This window comes from Mycobacterium sp. NGS50 (assembly GCF_059812545.1).
On record NZ_JCALCW010000020.1, the window covers coordinates 84,323 to 101,354 of the forward strand.

The following is a 17,032-nucleotide window of genomic DNA, read 5'->3' on the forward strand; positions in this document are numbered from 1 at the left end:
GCTTGACGTCAGATATGAAGACATGTTCATATATTCGGGCTAGGTTCGCGGATCCGAAAGTGAGTCATCGTGGCAACACTGGCGCCGGCGCCGGCGGCCTCAGCGCCTCGCGTGCGAGTGCGCCGCACCCGGATCTTCGCGCTTCCGGAGATGCGCTGGGCGGTACTGGCTTTGACGCTGTTTCTGGCCGGTGTGGCCGTCCAGTTGGCTGATGGGCCGCCGACGCTCTGGTGGGGGCTGTATCTGGTCTGTATGGCCTCCGGCGGATGGGAGCCCGGATTGGCCGGGCTGCAGGCGTTGCGGGACAAGGCCCTCGACGTGGACCTGCTGATGGTTGCCGCGGCGATCGGGGCCGCCGGTATCGGGCAGGTCGCCGACGGTGCGCTGTTGATCGTCATCTTCGCCACCTCGGGTGCGCTCGAGGCGCTCGCCACTGCCCGGACCGAGGATTCCGTGCGGGGCCTACTGGACTTGGCCCCGGACACCGCCGTCAGGGTGACCGAACAAGGAATCGAGGAGTCCGTCAAGGTCGCCGACCTCGCTGTCGGGGACGTGTTGCTGGTTCGCCCCGGCGAGCGGATCGCCGCCGACGCCACCGTCGTCGCCGGCGGCAGCGAAGTGGATCAGGCCACCATCACCGGTGAATCGCTGCCGTCGGAAAAGACCGCCGGAGACGAGGTGTTCGCCGGAACCCTCAACGGAACCGGGACGCTGCGCATCCGGGTGGACCGCCGCACCGAGGAATCTGTCGTCGCTCGAATCGCCACCCTGGTGCAGCAGGCCAGTCGAACCAAGGCTCGCACCCAGTTGTTCATCGAGACGGTCGAGCAGCGCTACTCGATCGCCATGGTCGGTGTCACGCTCGCCGTGTTCGCGATCCCGCTGCTGGCCGGAGAGGCGTTGCAGCGGGCGCTGCTTCGCGCGATGACGTTCATGATCGTCGCGTCGCCCTGTGCGGTGGTGCTGGCCACCATGCCGCCGCTGCTTGCCGCGATCGCCAACGCGGGACGCCACGGCGTGCTCGTCAAGTCGGCGGTCGTCATGGAGCAGCTCGGTGCCACCACGGCGATTGCGTTCGACAAGACCGGCACCTTGACCCGGGGCACCCCCGAATTGGTGGAAATCCGATGTCTTGCAGCTGATATCAGTGAGGATGCGCTGCTGAGGTATGCGGCGGCGGCAGAACATCCCAGCGAGCATCCGTTGGCGGCGGCCATTGTGTCCGCCGCCCGCGGCCGCGGCCACGAGCTGCCCGACGTGCAGGAATTCAATGCCCGGCCCGGCCATGGAGTGACTGCCCGCATTGAGGGGCAACACATCGGGGTCGCATCGCCGGCCGCCGTGTTGCCGGTCCTCGACTCCGCTGACCGCGATGCTGCCGCAGCCGCCGCGGTCGATGCCATGCAGTACCGCGGCTGCACCGCCGTGATCGTGACTCGCGGCGGCCAGCCCGTGGGTGTGCTCGGCCTTGCTGATCAATTGCGGCCGGAAGCCGCCGTCGCGGTCGAGGCCGCGCGCCGGCTCACCGGCACCCCGCCGATGTTGGTGACCGGTGACAACCAGGTCACCGCGGAGAGGTTGGCGGCGCAGGTCGGAATCACCGACGTGCGGGCCGGGCTGCTGCCCGACGACAAGGTTGCCGCGGTCCGGCAACTGCAAGCCGACGGCCTCTTCGTCACGGTCGTCGGCGACGGCATCAACGATGCGCCCGCGCTGGCCGCCGCCCACGTCGGCATCGCCATGGGCGGCGCCGGATCCGACCTGACCCTGCAAACCGCTGACGCGGTGGTGGTCCGCGATGACCTGACCGGCATCCCGGCCGTCATCGCGCTGTCCCGCCGAGCACGCCGAGTGGTGACCGCCAACCTGATCATCGCCGCCACGTTCATCACCAGCCTGGTGATCTGGGATCTCGTGGCAACGCTGCCGTTGCCGCTGGGCGTCGCCGGACACGAAGGCTCCACCATCATCGTCGGACTCAACGGCCTGCGGCTGCTGCGGCGGACGGCCTGGCAGGGCTCTGGCGTACGGTGACGCCGTGGCAGAACCGGTCACCGTCGGCATCGATATCGGCACCACCGCGGTCAAGGCGGTGGCCGCCGACGAGCACGGTCGGGTCGTCGCGCGCAGCCGGATTCCGCATCAGCTTCGGGTGCCGGCCGCCGACCTGTTGGAACACGACGCCGACGAGGCTTGGCGGCGCGGGCCGCTGACGGCGATACAGCAGCTGGGCCGGCCGGATGCGGCCGCGGCGGCGGTGTCGGCGATGGTGCCGTCGTTGGCTGCCGTGGACGTGTCCGGGAGCGCGCTGACCCCCGGCCTGCTGTACGGGGACGGCCGCGGCCGGGTGGTATCGGCCGGCGAGCCGGTGGCCGGGTTGCCGCCCAGCGGTGAGGCGGCCGAGTTCGTCCGCTGGGCCGCGTCCGCGGCCCCGCACGCCGCCGGCTATTGGCCGGCGTCGGCGGTCGCCAACCACGCGCTGGCCGGGGAAGCGGTCGTCGACTTCGCCACCGCCTACACGTCGTTGCCGCTGTTCGACGGAACCGGCTGGAATGACAGCGCCTGTGCCGAATACGGCGTCGCGCCCGCGCAGCTGCCGCGGGTGGACAGCCCCGGAGCCGCCGTCGGGCAGGTAGCGGACTCCACGACGGTGCTGGGCGTCGGGGCCATCGACGCCTTGTGCGAGCAGCTGGTGGCCGGCGCCGACACCGACGGCGACGTCTTGGTGCAGTGCGGGACGACGTTGATCGTGTGGGTGACCGCACCCGGGACGCCGCAAGCGCCCGGACTGTGGACGATTCCGCACACCGTCCCCGGAAAAAGCCGGATCGGCGGCGCCAGCAATGCCGGTGGACTATTCCTCGGGTGGGTGGATCGTGTTCTGGGGCCAGGAGATCCGAGCGCCATCGATCCGGGTCGGTTACCGCTGTGGGCGCCGTACCTGCGCGGCGAACGCACCCCGTACCACGATCCGGACCGCCGCGGCATGCTCGCCGGGGTCAACCTCACCCACGATGCCGCGGCGTTGCGGCGTGCGGCCTACGAGGCGTCGGGTTTCGTGGTGCGCCAGCTTATTGAGCTCAGCGGCACCCCGGTCTCGCGCGTCGTCGCAACCGGCGGCGGCACCCACGTGCAGCCGTGGATGCAGGCGATGGCCGATGCCACCGGGCTGCCGGTGCATGTTGCCAGGGTCGCCGAAGGCGCGGCGCTGGGGGCGGCGTTCCTGGCGCGAATGGCGGTGGGGTTGGAGACGTCGGTACCCGATGCATCCCGCTGGGCCGGCACCCAACAGATCATCGACCCGGACCCGGTCTGGGCCGCGGCGATGCAGGACCGCTACGGCCGCTTCCTCGAGCTGAGCGTTGACTCTGCAGCCACGGCGCAAAAGTTCGAGTAACCCGCGCCCTCAGCGCAGAGTCAACGTCCCGGAAATGTAAATGATTTCGCCGAGCGGATCGTCGTCGCCGGACTCCGGGATCTCCAGGCCGTTGCGCACGAACAGCTCGCCCCGCGATAAACCGCTGACCTCCCAGCCGTGGCCGCTCAGGTAGTCCACCACGTGATTGCGCTCGCCGCCGTACACCAGTGATCCCATGTCGATATCCACGCCCTGGTCGCGTAACACACGCGATGCTTCGCGGGACTGCTCGGCGTCGAAATCGATGATGCCCGGGACGAATTCGGTGGCGATCGTGCTGCCCGGTGCGCTCAGCGCGGTGATGTTGTCGAACAGCCGGTCCTGCGCTTCCGGTGGCAGGTAGATCAGCAGGCCTTCGGCCAGCCAGGCGATCGGCGCGGAGGTATCCAGCCCGGCCGCGGCCAGCGCGGCGGGCCAGTCGCCGCGCAGGTCGATGCCGACGGTTCGCCGGGTGGCGACGGGTTGGGCTCCCAGATCGGCCAGGGTCGCGGTTTTGAAGTCGATCACCTGCGGCTGATCCACCTCGTAGACCACCGTTCCCGCCGGCCACGACAGCCGATAGGCGCGGGCGTCGAGCCCCGACGCCAAGATCACCGCCTGGCGCACTCCGGCGGCCGCGGCGTCGCGGAAGTAGTCATCGAAGTACTTGGTGCGCACCGCCATTCCGTCGATCATGGCCTGGATCCGGGCCGGCGAGGCGTCCGGGATCATCGACAGATCCAGGTCACCGTCGATCATCTTGACGAAGAACTCGACGCCCACCGCGCGCACCAGCGGCTCGGCGTACGGGTCGTCGATCAGCCGGTGGGAATCCTTGGTCGCCATCGCGCGTCCGGCGGCCACCATGGTGGCGGTGGCGCCGACGCTGGAGGCCAGGTCCCAGGTGTCGTCATCGGCACGTGTCATCGGTTGCTCCTAGGTGAGGGTGGCGATGATGGACATCGAATTGCGCATCGCCGCGAGCAGGTCGCTGTCGGGATACTCGCGGCCGTACCCGGCGAACACCGCTGCGCGGGTGCGCTCGGCGACCTCCCAGCCCTGACCGCGCAAGTACTCACCGGCCGGGTTGCGCTCGCCGACATAGAACAGGTCGGACAAGTTGACGTCGAACCCGTACTGCCGCCACTGGTTGCCGATCGCCTGGCTGCGTTGGGTCATCGCCGCGCCGCCGTCGGGGTGGTATTCGGTGGCGAGTTGGCTACCGGGGGCGCTGAGGGTGGTGATGTTGTCGAACAGCCGGTCCTGCGCGTCTGGCGGCAGGTAGGCCAGCAGGCCCTCGGCGCTCCACGCGGTCGGCTGGCTGGAATCGAAGCCGGTGTCCCGCAGCGCCGCCGGCCAGTCGTCCCGCAGGTCCACACCCACCGTCCGCAGATCAGCGGTGGGGGAGGCGCCGATCTCGGCCATGGTGGTGGTCTTGAACTCGATCACCTGGGGCTGGTCGATTTCGTAGACCACGGTGCCAGCCGGCCACGCCAGCCGGTAGGCGCGGGAGTCCAGCCCGGAGGCCAGGATCACCGCCTGCCGGATTCCGGCATCGGCCGCGTTCAGGAAGAAGTCGTCGAAGAACTTGGTGCGTACCGCCATCACCTCGGTCATCACCCGCGGACCCTGGTTGCCGTCACCGCCCGGGAGCTCGAACTCGCCGTCGAGGAACTTGGAGAACACCTCGATGCCGACCGCGTGCACCAGCGGCGCAGCGTACGGGTCGTTGATCAGCGCGTCGGCCTCCCGGCCGGCCATCGCCCGGGCCGTGGCGACCATGGTCGCCGTGGCTCCCACACTGGACGCCAGGTCCCAGCTGTCACCTGCAGAACGGGTCATGACCGGTCGCCTCCCAAGATCCCGCTGACATACATCAGTTCGGTGAATCCGGTGTCATCGTCGTCGATCGGTTCGAGCCCGTTCGCGTCGAAGAGTTCCTTGATGCTGCTGCCGCTCATCTGCCAGCCGTGGTCGGCGAGGTAGGCCGCGGCCTCGTTGCGGTCGCCGAAGTAGATCAATTCGGTCAGATCCAGGTCCAGGCCGTGGTCACGCCACTGCTCGGTGACGGTCTGCATGCGCTCGCGCACCTTGGCCTCCCGCTCATCACGCTCGGCGGGGTCGTGGTTCGGCGTGCTCTCGGTGGCGATGCGACTGCCCGGTGCGGACAGCGCCGTCACGGTGTCCAGCAGGCGGTCCTGCGCGTCCGGCGGGAGGTAACCCAGCAGACCCTCCGCGCTCCAGGCGGTGGCCTGACCCGGGTCGAAGCCCGCCGCACGCAGCGCGGCCGGCCAGTCCTCGCGCAAATCGATGGCGACCGTACGGCGCTCGGCAGTCGGCGTGGCCCCCAGGTCGGCCAGGGCGCGGGTCTTGAACTCGATGACGTCGGGCTGGTCGATCTCGTAGACCGTGGTGCCGGCGGGCCACGCCAGCCGGTAGGCGCGGGAGTCCAGCCCGGAGGCCAGGATGACAACCTGCCGGACGCCGGCCTCAGTACACGCGTCGAGGAAGAACTCGTCGAAGAACTTGGTGCGCACCGCCATGTTGTCGCTCATTCGCTGCATCCCGGGCCGGGTGCCGGCGGCGCTGATATCGGTCGGTGACAGCTCGCCGCTCGCCAACCTGGTGAATACGTCCACCCCGACGGCCCGCACCAGCGGCTCGGCGAATTCGTCGTTGATCAGCGGATTAGGGGCACGGCCCGCGATGGCGCGGGCGGCGGCGACCATGGTCGCGGTGCTGCCGACGCTCGAGGCGAGGTCCCAGGTGTCGTTGTGTGTGCGCGGCATCGTCGGAAAATCCCTTCTCCAATAATTATTTAGCCAATATAACCAGATTCCTGGACTGTACGCTCGCCAGCTGAACGGCGGCTGAACCAGCGGTGCCGGGGAGTGAAGGGCTGCCGCGCCCAGCTGTTACTCTCGTAGACTGCTCGACGCGTGCTGGATTTGGTGGGGTCGCATTCCACTTACCTGCGGGTCGGCGCGTACATGCAGGACCAACCGACGCTGGCCCGACCAGCCCATTGGCACGCCGCGACCAGAGCTCGGCTGCGCAGGAGGAAAGAGTGCTCTCGGCTTTCATCTCGTCACTGCGGACAGTCGACCTGAGACGGAAGATCCTGTTCACGCTGGGCATCATCGTGCTGTACCGGCTCGGTGCGTCGGTCCCGTCCCCGGGCGTGGACTACCCCAACGTGCAACAGTGCATCGCGCAGGTCACCGGCGGCGACGCCGCGCAGGTCTATTCGCTGATCAACCTGTTCTCCGGTGGCGCGCTGCTGCAGTTGTCGGTGTTCGCGATCGGCGTAATGCCCTACATCACCGCCAGCATCATCGTGCAGCTGCTCACCGTGGTCATCCCGCGGTTCGAGGAGCTGCGTAAAGAAGGCCAATCCGGCCAGAACAAGATGACCCAGTACACCCGCTACCTGACGGTGGCGCTGGCGGTCCTGCAGGCCACCAGCATCGTGGCGCTGGCCGCCAACCGCGGGCTGTTCCAGACCTGCAGCCTGGACATCATCTCCGACCAGAGCATCTTCACCCTGATCGTCATCGTGCTGGTGATGACGTCGGGCGCAGTCCTGGTGATGTGGATGGGTGAGCTCATCACCGAGCGCGGCATCGGCAACGGTATGTCGCTGCTGATCTTCGTCGGCATCGCCGCCCGGATCCCCGCCGAGGGCAAATCCATCTGGGAGAGCCGTGGCGGACTGATCTTCACCGCGGTGTGCGTGGCGGCGCTGATCATCATCGTCGGCGTGGTGTTCGTCGAGCAGGGGCAGCGTCGTATCCCGGTGCAGTACGCCAAGCGCATGGTGGGCCGACGCATGTACGGCGGCACCTCGACGTACCTGCCGCTGAAGGTCAACCAGGCCGGCGTTATCCCGGTGATCTTCGCGTCGTCGCTGATCTACATCCCGCAGCTGGTCACCCAGCTGATCAAGAGTGGCCGCGGCGGCATGGGCAACGGGTGGTGGGACAAGTTCGTGTCCAGCTACCTGTCCGACCCGAGCAGCCCCGTCTACATCGGCATCTACTTCGGGCTGATCATCTTCTTCACCTACTTCTACGTGTCGATCACGTTCAACCCCGACGAGCGCGCCGACGAGATGAAGAAGTTCGGTGGCTTCATCCCCGGTATCCGGCCGGGTAAGCCGACCGCGGACTACCTGCGCTTCGTGCTGAGCCGGATCACCCTGCCGGGTTCGATCTACCTGGGTGTTATCTCGGTGCTCCCCAACCTGTTCCTGCAGATCGGCAACACCGGGCAGGTGCAGAACCTGCCCTTCGGCGGGACTGCGGTGCTGATCATGATCGGCGTCGGATTGGACACCGTCAAACAGATCGAGAGCCAGCTCATGCAGCGCAACTACGAAGGGTTCCTCAAGTGAGAGTCGTACTGCTGGGACCGCCCGGGGCGGGCAAGGGCACGCAAGCCGTCAAGCTGGCCGAGAAGCTGGGGGTCCCGCAGATCTCCACCGGCGATCTGTTCCGGCACAACATCGCCGAGGGCACCGAGCTGGGCCGCCAGGCCAAGCAGTACCTGGACGCCGGCGACCTGGTGCCGCCCGATCTGACCAACGCATTGGTCGACGACCGACTCGATCAACCCGACGCCGCCAACGGTTTTATCTTGGACGGCTACCCGCGTTCGGTGGAGCAGGCCGAGGCACTGCACACCATGCTGGAGCGTCGCCAGACGAAACTGGATGCGGTGCTGGAGTTCCGGGTCACCGAGAGCGAACTGCTCAAGCGGCTCTCCGAGCGTGGCCGCGCCGACGACACCGCCGAGGTCATCCACAACCGGATGATCGTCTACCGCGAAGAGACCACGCCGTTGCTGGACTACTACCAAGACGAGCACGAGCTGAAGGTTGTCGACGCGCTGGGCTCGCTCGACGAGGTGTTTGCGCGCGCACTGCACGCCCTGGGCAAGTAGTCATGGCGCTGCCGCGGCTGCGCAGCAAGAAGGTCGTCGCCCAGCGCAGCGCCGGAGAACTCGACGCCATGGCGGCCGCGGGCGCGGTGGTCGCCGCCGCGTTGCGGGCCGTCGCGCAGGCCGCCCTCCCCGGGGTGTCCACCCTGCGGCTGGATGAGGTCGCCGAAGCGGTGATCCGCGATGCCGGTGCGACGCCGTCGTTTCTGGGCTATCACGGATTCCCGGCGTCGATCTGCAGCTCGGTCAACGACCGGGTGGTGCACGGCATCCCGTCGGCGACCGAGCTGCTGGCTCCCGGGGACCTGGTGTCCATCGACTGCGGCGCGATCCTGGACGGGTGGCACGGCGACTCGGCATTCACCTTCGGGGTGGGGGAGCTGGCGGTGGCCGATGAGGCGCTGTCCGCGGCGACCCGGCAGTCGATGGAGGCCGGTATCGCGGCGATGCTGCCCGGCAACCGGCTGACCGACGTGTCGCACGCCATCGAATGCGGCACCCGCGCCGCCGAGACCACCTATGGCCGCAAGTTCGGCATCGTCGCCGGGTACGGCGGTCACGGCATCGGCCGGCAGATGCACATGGACCCGTTCCTGGCCAACGAAGGAAGTCCCGGTCGTGGCCCGCTGCTGGCACCCGGGTCGGTGTTGGCCATCGAACCGATGCTGACCCTGGGCACCACCAAGACCGCTGTGCTCGACGACGAATGGACGGTCGTCACCATCGATGGGTCGCGTGCCGCGCACTGGGAGCACACCGTGGCCGTGACCGAGGACGGGCCGCGGATCCTCACGGCCGGCTGACCGGTTCGCACCGGCTTGCGTTCAGCAGCCGGGAACGTTCATCCGCAGCAGGTGCAACGCACGATGTAGTTCATCCTTGACGGCGTCGTCATCGGTTTTGAGTTCGGCGGCGATCTCGGCCGTCGTCCGCCCGAGGTAATGCGACCGGTAGATCATGGCGCGTTGCCGATCGGATAACTGGGCCACCGCATCCCTGACCGCGTCCGACTCGCCGTTGATCACGCCCTGCCGCTGGGCCCGCCGTGCCAACTCTGTCCGTGGACGCCTCACCGCACCCTGACTCCAGTTTCCAGCGAAATCGTTCCCGGCCGGCGACGCTGCCCCGAACAACGCATCCCCGGTCGCAGTAAAACCGCTGCCTGGCGGCGCCATCGTCGTTCTCGCTCCCCGCCGACTCCTGCATACATTCTGCGTCAGTCTGTAGCGATCATAGACACTGTGCGGCTATCTGTGTCAACGGTGACATTATTGCCCTATTTGTCGTATATGCTCTGAGGCATGTCTGGTGCGCTGAGCTTCCAGGCCGAAGTCCGCCAACTCCTGCGCGACCGAGTCCTCGACGCGGCGCACGCGCTTGTCTGCGCGGAGGGCTGGCGCGCGGTGAACATGTCGCAGATCGCGGCCTCGGTGGGCATCAGCCGCCAAGCGCTGTACAAGGAGTTCGGTGCCAAGCAGGCGCTGGGTGAAGCCCTGGTGGAACGGGAGACCAACCGCTTCATCACCGGTGTCATTTCGGCGATGCGGACCCATCCCGATGATGTCGCTGCCGGACTGGCGGCGGGCGCAGCCTTCACCCTGAGCGCCGGCGCCGACGACACGCTGGTCAAAGCGACCCTGTCTCGCGCCCGCCACGGCGAGGCCGGGCTGACTCCGCTGCTGACGGTGGGTCCCAGACCGATCTGGGGCGGGGCGATGGACGCGATCGCCGCGGCGGCCCGCGAGTTCTACGACCTTCCGGACCCGATCGACCGGCGGTTGGACTCAATCGTCGAAGTCGACGTCCGGTTGACCTTCAGCCATCTGCTGCAGCCGATGAACAACACCATCGAGGACGCTGTCCGGCAGATCCACACCACCATCCGCGCGTTGCTGGAGGCCGCCGCCGCACAGTCCCCCTGAGCGGTGAACCGGCGAGCACCCTGACACGTCTAATCAGAAGAGGTCAGGAGGTGATCGAGTGCCAGGTGTTGCCAGCGGGCCGGCGCCCGAAGCCGCCTTGATGAAGAGTCTCTACGACGAGCACGCGGCGGCGCTGTGGCGGTATGCCTTGCGGCTGACCAGCGACCGGAACCGCGCCGAGGACGTTGTCCAGGAGACCCTGTTCCGCGCCTGGCAGCACCCGGAGGTCGTCGACGACGCCCAGCGATCGGCACGCGCGTGGCTGTTCGCCGTCGCCCGCAACATGATCATCGATGAGAGCCGCAGTGCCCGGGCGCGCCGGGAAGTCTGCTCGCTGGACCGGGCCCCTGAGCAGGCCGGTGCCGATGACGTCAGTGCGGCACTGGATCGGATGCTGATCGCCGATGCGATGGTGCAGCTGTCGGCCGAGCATCGCGCGGTGATTCACCGGTCGTATTACAAGGGATGGACCACCGCGCAGATCGCCGCCGACCTGGACATCGCCGAAGGCACCGTGAAGTCGCGGCTGCACTACGCCATCCGCGCATTGCGACTTACACTGCAGGAAATGGGAGTTACACCATGACAGCGCACTGGCCGACAGGCGGTGAACCGTCCGGCTACGAAAACCACGACTACGCGATGTGGGACGCGGCCTACGTGCTGGGCGCGCTGTCGGCTGCCGATCGCCGGGAATTCGAGACGCACCTGCGCGGCTGCGCCTCCTGTCGGGAGTCTGTCGGCGAGCTGAGCGGCATGCCGGCCTTGCTGTCGAAGCTCGACCGCGATCAGGTGGCCGCGATCGCCCCCGACACCGAGGCGCCCGAGCTGCCCCAGCTACGCCCCGAGGTCCTGACCTCGCTGTTGACCACGGTTGGACGGCGGCGACGCCGTGCCCGCCTGATGGCCTGGACAGGTTCGGCCGCGGCCGCCGTTGTGCTCGCGATCGGTGTATTCGTCGGTGTGTCAGCTCATTCCGGCACGGCACCGGCACCGCAGACCAGCATGTCGGCGCTGCCGATGGCACAGGTCGGGACGACCGCGCTGACCTCGACGATCGCGGTCAGCAACCAACGCTGGGGGACGCTGATCGACCTGCAGTGTGTCTGCCTGGCCCCGCTGAACGCCCCGCACGACCGGCTGGCGATGGTGGTGGTCGGTCGCGACGGCGCCAGCACCCGGCTGGCCACCTGGGTGGCCGAACCGGGCCACACCGCGATGCCGACCGGCAGCATCTCGACGCCCATTGATCAAATCGCCGCAGTGCAAGTGGTTTCCGCCGACAATGGGCAGGTGCTGCTGCAGCGCTCGCTGTAGCGACCGATGAACTGAAGTCCCGCGCAGGTCGTGTTACCGGCATCATCATCTTCAGTTAGGTGAGCGGATGTCCAGGCAACACCGGGTGGTCGATCACATCGTCGAGTACCTCGCGGGAATCGGCATCGGCCACATCTTCGGCGTCGACGGGGCGAATATCGAAGACCTCTACGATGCCGCGCATTTCCAATCCGGGCTCACCGCGATACTGGCCAAGCACGAGTTCTCCGCGGCGACGATGGCAGACGGATACAGCCGCAGCGGCGCGGGCCTGGGGGTGGTCGCCGCGACCTCGGGCGGGGGAGCGTTGAACCTTGTTCCGGGGCTGGGGGAATCGCTGGCCAGTCGGGTGCCGGTGTTGGCGTTGGTCGGTCAGCCCCCGGCGGCGATGGATGGCAGGGGCAGCTTTCAGGACATCAGTGGCTGCAACGGTTCGCTGAACGCCGAGCAGCTGTTCGCCACCGTCTCGGTGTTCTGCCGGCGGGTACATGCTCCCGGCGAGATCGCCGGCGCCCTGTCGTCCGCTATCGCCGCAGCGCAGGGCGGCGGGCCGGCAGTACTGTTGTTGCCCAAGGATGTTCAGCAGGCCAATGTGGCCGTCAACGGTCACGGAGGCTGTACACGGCCCGCGGCTCGCGTCGGTGACCCGCATCCGATCGTGCGTGCCCTGCGGCATGCGCAGGGGTCGGTCACCATCATCGCCGGTGAGCAGGTCGCCCGTGACGATGCCCGCGCCGAACTCGAGGCGCTGCGGGGACTGCTGCGGGCGCAAGTGGTCTGTGTGCCCGACGCCAAGGATGTCAGCGGCTCGCGGGGCTTCCGCTCGTCGTCGGCGCTGGGTGTCACCGGCGTCGTGGGGCATCCCGGGGTGGCCGAGGCGGTGGCCGCCAGCGCGGTGTGCCTGGTGGTGGGTACCCGGCTGCCGGTCACCGCGCGCTGCGGCATCGACGAAGCGCTGGCGACCGTTCCAACGCTCTCGATCGGTTCGGCACCGCCGTATCTGCCCTGCACCCATGTGCATTCTGCGGATCTGCGCGCATCGCTCACCATGCTGGTGGGTGCGATGCGTGGTTGGACGTCCGGCCTGCGGGCCGCTGACCTCCTGTCGCGGGCCGAACTTCGGCCACCACGCCATCACGGGCCGGGGGTGCGCTATCGCGACGCGATGGCGGTGCTGGACGCGCTGGTCCCGGCCGGCGTCGACATCGTCGTCGATGCCGGCAACACCGGTGCGTCGGCGCTGCATCACCTTCCGGTACGCCGCGACGGACGATTCGTCGTCGCGCTGGGCATGGGGGGGATGGGATACAGCTTCGGAGCCGGGATCGGCATGGCGTTCGGCAGGGCCCGACGCACTCTGGTGCTGGCCGGTGATGGGGCGTTCTTCATGCACGGCATGGAGGTGCACACCGCGCTGCAGTACCGGCTGCCGATCACCTTCGTGCTGTTCAACAACAACGCGCACGCGATGTGTGTCACCCGCGAACAGCTGTTCTACGACGACCTCTACAGCTACAACCGATTTCGGCCCAGCGCGCTGGGGGCCGGTCTGGCCGCGATGTTTCCCGGTCTGCCGTCCACCGACGTCACCGAGATCAGCGCGCTACCACGGGCGTTACAGGACGCGCTGAACGCCGACGGCCCGTCGGTGCTCAGCGTCGAATGCTCGGCCGACGAGATCCCACCGTTCGCGCCGTTTCTAGCCGGCACACCCGATGTTCTGAAGGAGGACCGACATGTCGCTGCCCGCGCTTGACGACATCGCCGAACCGATCGAAGGCGTCGTCCGCATCGAGACATCGCCACGAGAGCAGGCCACCCCGATCATCATGGAGATGATGCGGTCGGTCTACCCGCACGACCAGGTGTTCGGCGAATTCTGCACGGTCAACAGCTACATCGACTGTCCGCCGGACGACCTGTTCGAGTACCTGGCCGACACCCGCAGCCTGGAGGAGTGGACCTACAGCCTGCGCGGCTTCAGCACCACCGACGAGCCCGGACTGTGGCTGGCCTACGACCGGCTCGGTGCCGGCTCGGGCGCTGAGACCAAGATCTACACCTGCACGGTCGCCAACCCCGAAGCCCGCACCGTCGATTACCACTGCGCGTGGGATCAGGGCAAGCACCTGTGGATGATCTACCTGATGCGGGTCCTCGACGCGCAGGCGGTGTTCGACCGGCCCGGCTCCGTCGTGCTGTGGACGAACTGCCACCATCCGTTCTACGACGACAACCCCTATCCGGAGACGGCCCCACCGCAACGCCCGGTCTGGGTCGGCGATTTCTGGGACATGTTCGGTGCCGGCCATCTGTTGGAGCTGAACAACCTCAAGGCGATCGCCGAATATCGGCACCGTCATGGGCTGCCCGTCACACCGGTGTGGATGCGATGACCCCCGTCAGCCTCACCGACGTCGCCACCTACCTGCCCGGTGAACCGATCGGGGCCGACTACTACGCCCAGTTCGCCGACTCCGACGAACTGCGGGAGAACATGATGTTTCGGGCGCCGCGGTTCCGTCACCATGTCGGGCCCGACGAGAGCGCGATCGACATGGTCGAACGCGCCACCGCCGGGCTCATCCAACGACACGGCCCCGACGTCATCGCCGGTGTCGACGTGCTGATCACCCACACCCAGGTGCCCGATATGCCGTTCTACGGCGCGGGCGGGGGTATCGCCCACCGGCTCGGTATGCGGCCCGGCTGGGTGCTCGACCTGCACAACGGTGGGTGCGCGGCGTTCGTGCTGGCGCTCAAGGTGGCACGTCAGCTGCTGGTGTCAGGCGAAGGGCGCTCCGCGCTGATCGCGGTTGCGCAGAACGCGGCGGGGCAGGTGTTCGATCAGCCCGCGGTGCGGCGCAAGGCGCAGGCCGCGGTCCCCGGTGACGGTGCGGCGGTGGGACTGTTGACGGTGTCCGACGAGTCGCCGATCCTCGATGTCGAATGCCGCAGTTACGGCGAGTATTCCGGTGAGATGACGCTGGCCACCGACCCGCCGCGCAAATGGTGGCAAGCCGGGCAGGGTGAGGTGTGCATCGCGTTCACCGAGGCCAAGATCACCAAGGTGCTGGCCCGGGGCAACCGACAGGTGCCCGAGGTGGCGATGGCGGTGTGCGACCGAATCGGGGTGCAGCCCAAGGATATCGATCTGCTGGTCACCAACCAGCCCAACCGCGTTTTCCTGCGGAACTGGCGCGAAGCGCTGGAACTGCCGAAGTCGCGACACCTCGACACCTTTGATGAGTACGGCAACCTGTTCGGGGCCGGGATCCCGATCAACCTCGACCGTGCGATATCCGATGGCCACGCCGCGCCCGGCGACGTGGTGCTGATGGCGGCCTTCGCGCACGCCGGCGACTTCGCCGGCGCGGCGGCGGTGCGGTGGGGCGGACGGGGATGATGTCGCCCACGGCGTTCGGGAATCCGTTCGCCGCCGGGGTGCTCGACGCACTGCCGGCCGCCGTCGATCCGCTGGCGCTGTCCCGCAACGAAAACCCGTTCTCCCCGCTACCGGCGGTACGGTCAGCCTTGATCCGTTCGATCGACGCGGCCAACCGGTATCCGGAATTCCTGCCCGAGCGACTGCGCGCACTGGTCGCCGACCGTATCGGGATCGGCGTTGAGCAGGTGGTGGTCGGTGCGGGCGCGACCGGGGTGGTGATGCAGGTTCTGCATGCCCTCACCCGGCCCGGAGATCGGATCGTGCTGAGTTATCCCACGTTCGACGGCTACCCCATCTTCGCCCAGATGGCGCGGCTGGCCCCGATTCCGGTGCCACTCGACCGGCACGGCCATCACGACCTGCCCGCGATGGCGGATGCCGCGGTGGGTGCCCGCGTCGTCGTATTGTGCCGGCCGCACAACCCGACCGGCACACTGGAACCCATCGCGGACGTCGAGCGCCTGCTGCGCCGGGTCCCCCGCGATACCGTGGTGCTGCTCGATGAGGCCTATGTCGAGTTCGTGGCGCCGCAACACCGGATCGACGGTCCGGGTCTGGTTCAGCGATTCCCGAATGTCGTTGTGATAAGAACCTTCTCCAAAGCCTACGGCCTGGCCGGGTTGCGGATCGGCTACGGGTTCGGTGCGCCGGAGGTCGCGCGCGCCCTGTGGGCGATGCAGCTTCCGTTCGGAATGAGCATCTGTAGCGCGACAGCGGTGGCGGCATCGTATGACGCCGAAGACCAGTTGCGGCAGCGGGTTCTACGTATCGCCGGTGAGCGGGCGTACCTGTGCCGGCGGCTGCGCGCGATGGGCGTCTACGCCACCGACGGGCACGCGAACTTCGTCTATCTGCCCGGCTCCGGACGCCCGTGGCGGGAGGTACTCGGCGACGCCGGGGTCCAGGCGCGCTACTACGCCGACGGCGGGGTGCGGATCACGGTCGGCGGCCGTGAGTCCAGCCGGGCGGTGCTGGCCGCGGTGGGTACGTGCCCGCGATGATCCCGACACTCCCGACACTGCGCGACGCGGAAACCCGTGAACGGGAACTGGCCGTCGAGCTTCACGATGTGGTGCGGCAGTACCGAATCGGCGCGCACACGGTGCGGGCTCTCGACGACGTCAGCATGCGGCTGCAAGGCGGGCAATTCGTGTCGATCGTCGGGCCGTCGGGAGCGGGCAAGAGCACACTGCTGCATCTGCTCGGAGCACTGGACACCCCCGATACCGGAACCGTCATGTTCGACGGCGAGGACATCGGCCGCCTCGACGATGCCGCCCGGTCGGCGTTTCGGCACCGCCGGGTCGGGTTCGTGTTCCAGTTCTTCAACCTGCTGCCGTCCCTGTCGGCCTGGGAGAACGTGGCGCTGCCCAAACTGCTCGCCGGCGTGCGACTGGGCAAGGCGAAACCGGACGCGATTCGACTGTTGGACCGCGTCGGGCTCGGGAACCGGTCCGCGCACCGTCCGTTCGAGCTCTCCGGCGGCCAGATGCAGCGCGTGGCGGTCGCCCGGGCGTTGATGATGGATCCGGCGCTGATCCTGGCCGACGAGCCCACCGGCAACCTCGATTCGGCCACCGGAGCGGCGATCCTGTCGCTGCTCGCCGAGGTGGCGCACGAGGCGGGCAGTGCGCGCCTGGTGGTGATGGTGACGCACAACCTGGACGCTGCGGCGGTGAGCGACCGCGTGGTCATGTTGCAGGACGGGCGGGTCTGCTCGGACATCTCGGCGGTGTGGCGGTGATCGCCGCCACGCTGAGCCGGCTGAGGGTGTTCAGCCTGCGCGAGCTGGCCGTGCACCGGCGACGCACCATCGCCACCGTGGCGGTGATGGCGGTGTCGGCCCTGTATCTGGTCGCCGTCTTCGGCATCTTCGGGTCGATCACCGGATCGGTCAACCGGCTGTCCGACGGGATCGCCGGTATTGCCGCGCTGGAGGTTTCGGGTGTCACCGACGCGGGATTCCCAGACACCCTTGCCGCCGACGTCGCCGCCGTCCCCGGTGTGGCC

General features: G+C 68.0%; 18 protein-coding genes. 14 read left to right on the top strand and 4 right to left on the bottom strand.

Going from position 1 to position 17,032, the window contains the following annotated elements; all coding sequences use genetic code 11:
- Positions 1-69: 69 nt before the first annotated feature.
- Both AC5Y36_RS15655 and AC5Y36_RS15660 read left to right on the top strand, forming a co-directional pair.
- Positions 70-2,034: a heavy metal translocating P-type ATPase gene (locus AC5Y36_RS15655; RefSeq protein WP_500041838.1), complete on the top strand. Its 1,965-nt coding sequence runs from the start codon at positions 70-72 to the stop codon at positions 2,032-2,034.
- 4 nt (positions 2,035-2,038) lie between these two features.
- Complete coding sequence (locus AC5Y36_RS15660) at positions 2,039-3,397, top strand: xylulokinase (RefSeq protein WP_500041839.1); 1,359 nt, start codon at positions 2,039-2,041, stop codon at positions 3,395-3,397.
- A 9-nt stretch (positions 3,398-3,406) separates the two neighbouring features.
- Here AC5Y36_RS15660 and AC5Y36_RS15665 read toward each other — a convergent pair whose 3' ends face one another.
- The 3 genes from AC5Y36_RS15665 to AC5Y36_RS15675 are packed head-to-tail and all read right to left on the bottom strand — an operon-like array spanning position 3,407 to position 6,186.
- Positions 3,407-4,324 (bottom strand): class I SAM-dependent methyltransferase, encoded by a 918-nt coding sequence (locus tag AC5Y36_RS15665; protein WP_500041840.1) that lies wholly within the window; start codon positions 4,322-4,324, stop codon positions 3,407-3,409.
- A 9-nt stretch (positions 4,325-4,333) separates the two neighbouring features.
- Positions 4,334-5,239 (bottom strand): class I SAM-dependent methyltransferase, encoded by a 906-nt coding sequence (locus tag AC5Y36_RS15670; protein ID WP_500041841.1) that lies wholly within the window; start codon positions 5,237-5,239, stop codon positions 4,334-4,336.
- Positions 5,236-6,186 carry a class I SAM-dependent methyltransferase gene (locus tag AC5Y36_RS15675; protein WP_500041842.1) on the bottom strand — a complete coding sequence of 317 codons (951 nt, stop codon included), beginning with the start codon at positions 6,184-6,186 and terminating at the stop codon, positions 5,236-5,238. Before AC5Y36_RS15675 ends, AC5Y36_RS15670 begins: the two co-directional genes overlap by 4 nt.
- A 278-nt stretch (positions 6,187-6,464) precedes the next feature.
- Here AC5Y36_RS15675 and secY point away from each other — a divergent pair, with 278 nt between their 5' ends.
- The 3 genes from secY to map are packed head-to-tail and all read left to right on the top strand — an operon-like array spanning position 6,465 to position 9,138.
- A complete protein-coding gene (secY, locus tag AC5Y36_RS15680; protein WP_500041843.1) occupies positions 6,465-7,790 on the top strand; it encodes a preprotein translocase subunit SecY in 1,326 nt (441 codons plus the stop codon).
- Entirely contained in the window at positions 7,787-8,338 is a 552-nt protein-coding gene (locus AC5Y36_RS15685) for an adenylate kinase (RefSeq protein ID WP_500041844.1), read from the top strand. Before secY ends, AC5Y36_RS15685 begins: the two co-directional genes overlap by 4 nt.
- Positions 8,339-8,340: 2 nt before the next feature.
- Positions 8,341-9,138 carry a type I methionyl aminopeptidase gene (map, locus tag AC5Y36_RS15690; RefSeq protein WP_500041845.1) on the top strand — a complete coding sequence of 266 codons (798 nt, stop codon included), beginning with the start codon at positions 8,341-8,343 and terminating at the stop codon, positions 9,136-9,138.
- Between the two features lie 21 nt (positions 9,139-9,159).
- On the opposite strand, the gene AC5Y36_RS15695 is transcribed toward map, so the two are convergent.
- Complete coding sequence (locus AC5Y36_RS15695; protein WP_500041846.1) at positions 9,160-9,387, bottom strand: sigma factor-like helix-turn-helix DNA-binding protein; 228 nt, start codon at positions 9,385-9,387, stop codon at positions 9,160-9,162.
- Between the two features lie 249 nt (positions 9,388-9,636).
- Between AC5Y36_RS15695 and AC5Y36_RS15700 the strand changes: the two genes are divergently transcribed.
- The 9 genes from AC5Y36_RS15700 to AC5Y36_RS15740 all read left to right on the top strand — a co-directional run.
- Positions 9,637-10,257: a TetR/AcrR family transcriptional regulator gene (locus tag AC5Y36_RS15700; RefSeq protein WP_500041847.1), complete on the top strand. Its 621-nt coding sequence runs from the start codon at positions 9,637-9,639 to the stop codon at positions 10,255-10,257.
- Positions 10,258-10,315: 58 nt separating this feature from the next.
- A complete protein-coding gene (locus AC5Y36_RS15705; RefSeq protein WP_500041848.1) occupies positions 10,316-10,843 on the top strand; it encodes a sigma-70 family RNA polymerase sigma factor in 528 nt (175 codons plus the stop codon).
- A complete protein-coding gene (locus AC5Y36_RS15710) occupies positions 10,840-11,574 on the top strand; it encodes a zf-HC2 domain-containing protein (protein WP_500041849.1) in 735 nt (244 codons plus the stop codon). The genes AC5Y36_RS15705 and AC5Y36_RS15710 overlap by 4 nt, the downstream gene beginning before the upstream one ends.
- Positions 11,575-11,641: 67 nt before the next feature.
- Positions 11,642-13,330 (top strand): thiamine pyrophosphate-binding protein, encoded by a 1,689-nt coding sequence (locus tag AC5Y36_RS15715; RefSeq protein WP_500041850.1) that lies wholly within the window; start codon positions 11,642-11,644, stop codon positions 13,328-13,330.
- Positions 13,311-13,970, top strand: a complete 660-nt coding sequence (locus AC5Y36_RS15720; protein WP_500041851.1) for an SRPBCC family protein — start codon at positions 13,311-13,313, stop codon at positions 13,968-13,970. Before AC5Y36_RS15715 ends, AC5Y36_RS15720 begins: the two co-directional genes overlap by 20 nt.
- The gene (locus AC5Y36_RS15725) at positions 13,967-14,980 is read left to right on the top strand and encodes a 3-oxoacyl-ACP synthase III family protein (RefSeq protein ID WP_500041852.1); all 1,014 of its coding nucleotides are present in this window, start codon (positions 13,967-13,969) and stop codon (positions 14,978-14,980) included. The genes AC5Y36_RS15720 and AC5Y36_RS15725 overlap by 4 nt, the downstream gene beginning before the upstream one ends.
- Positions 14,980-16,023 carry a pyridoxal phosphate-dependent aminotransferase gene (locus AC5Y36_RS15730; protein ID WP_500041860.1) on the top strand — a complete coding sequence of 348 codons (1,044 nt, stop codon included), beginning with the start codon at positions 14,980-14,982 and terminating at the stop codon, positions 16,021-16,023. Before AC5Y36_RS15725 ends, AC5Y36_RS15730 begins: the two co-directional genes overlap by 1 nt.
- 47 nt (positions 16,024-16,070) lie before the next feature.
- A complete protein-coding gene (locus tag AC5Y36_RS15735) occupies positions 16,071-16,766 on the top strand; it encodes an ABC transporter ATP-binding protein (protein WP_500041861.1) in 696 nt (231 codons plus the stop codon).
- Positions 16,767-16,852: 86 nt separating this feature from the next.
- Positions 16,853-17,032: hypothetical protein (locus AC5Y36_RS15740; RefSeq protein ID WP_500041862.1), on the top strand; the 180-nt coding region annotated here is incomplete at its 3' end.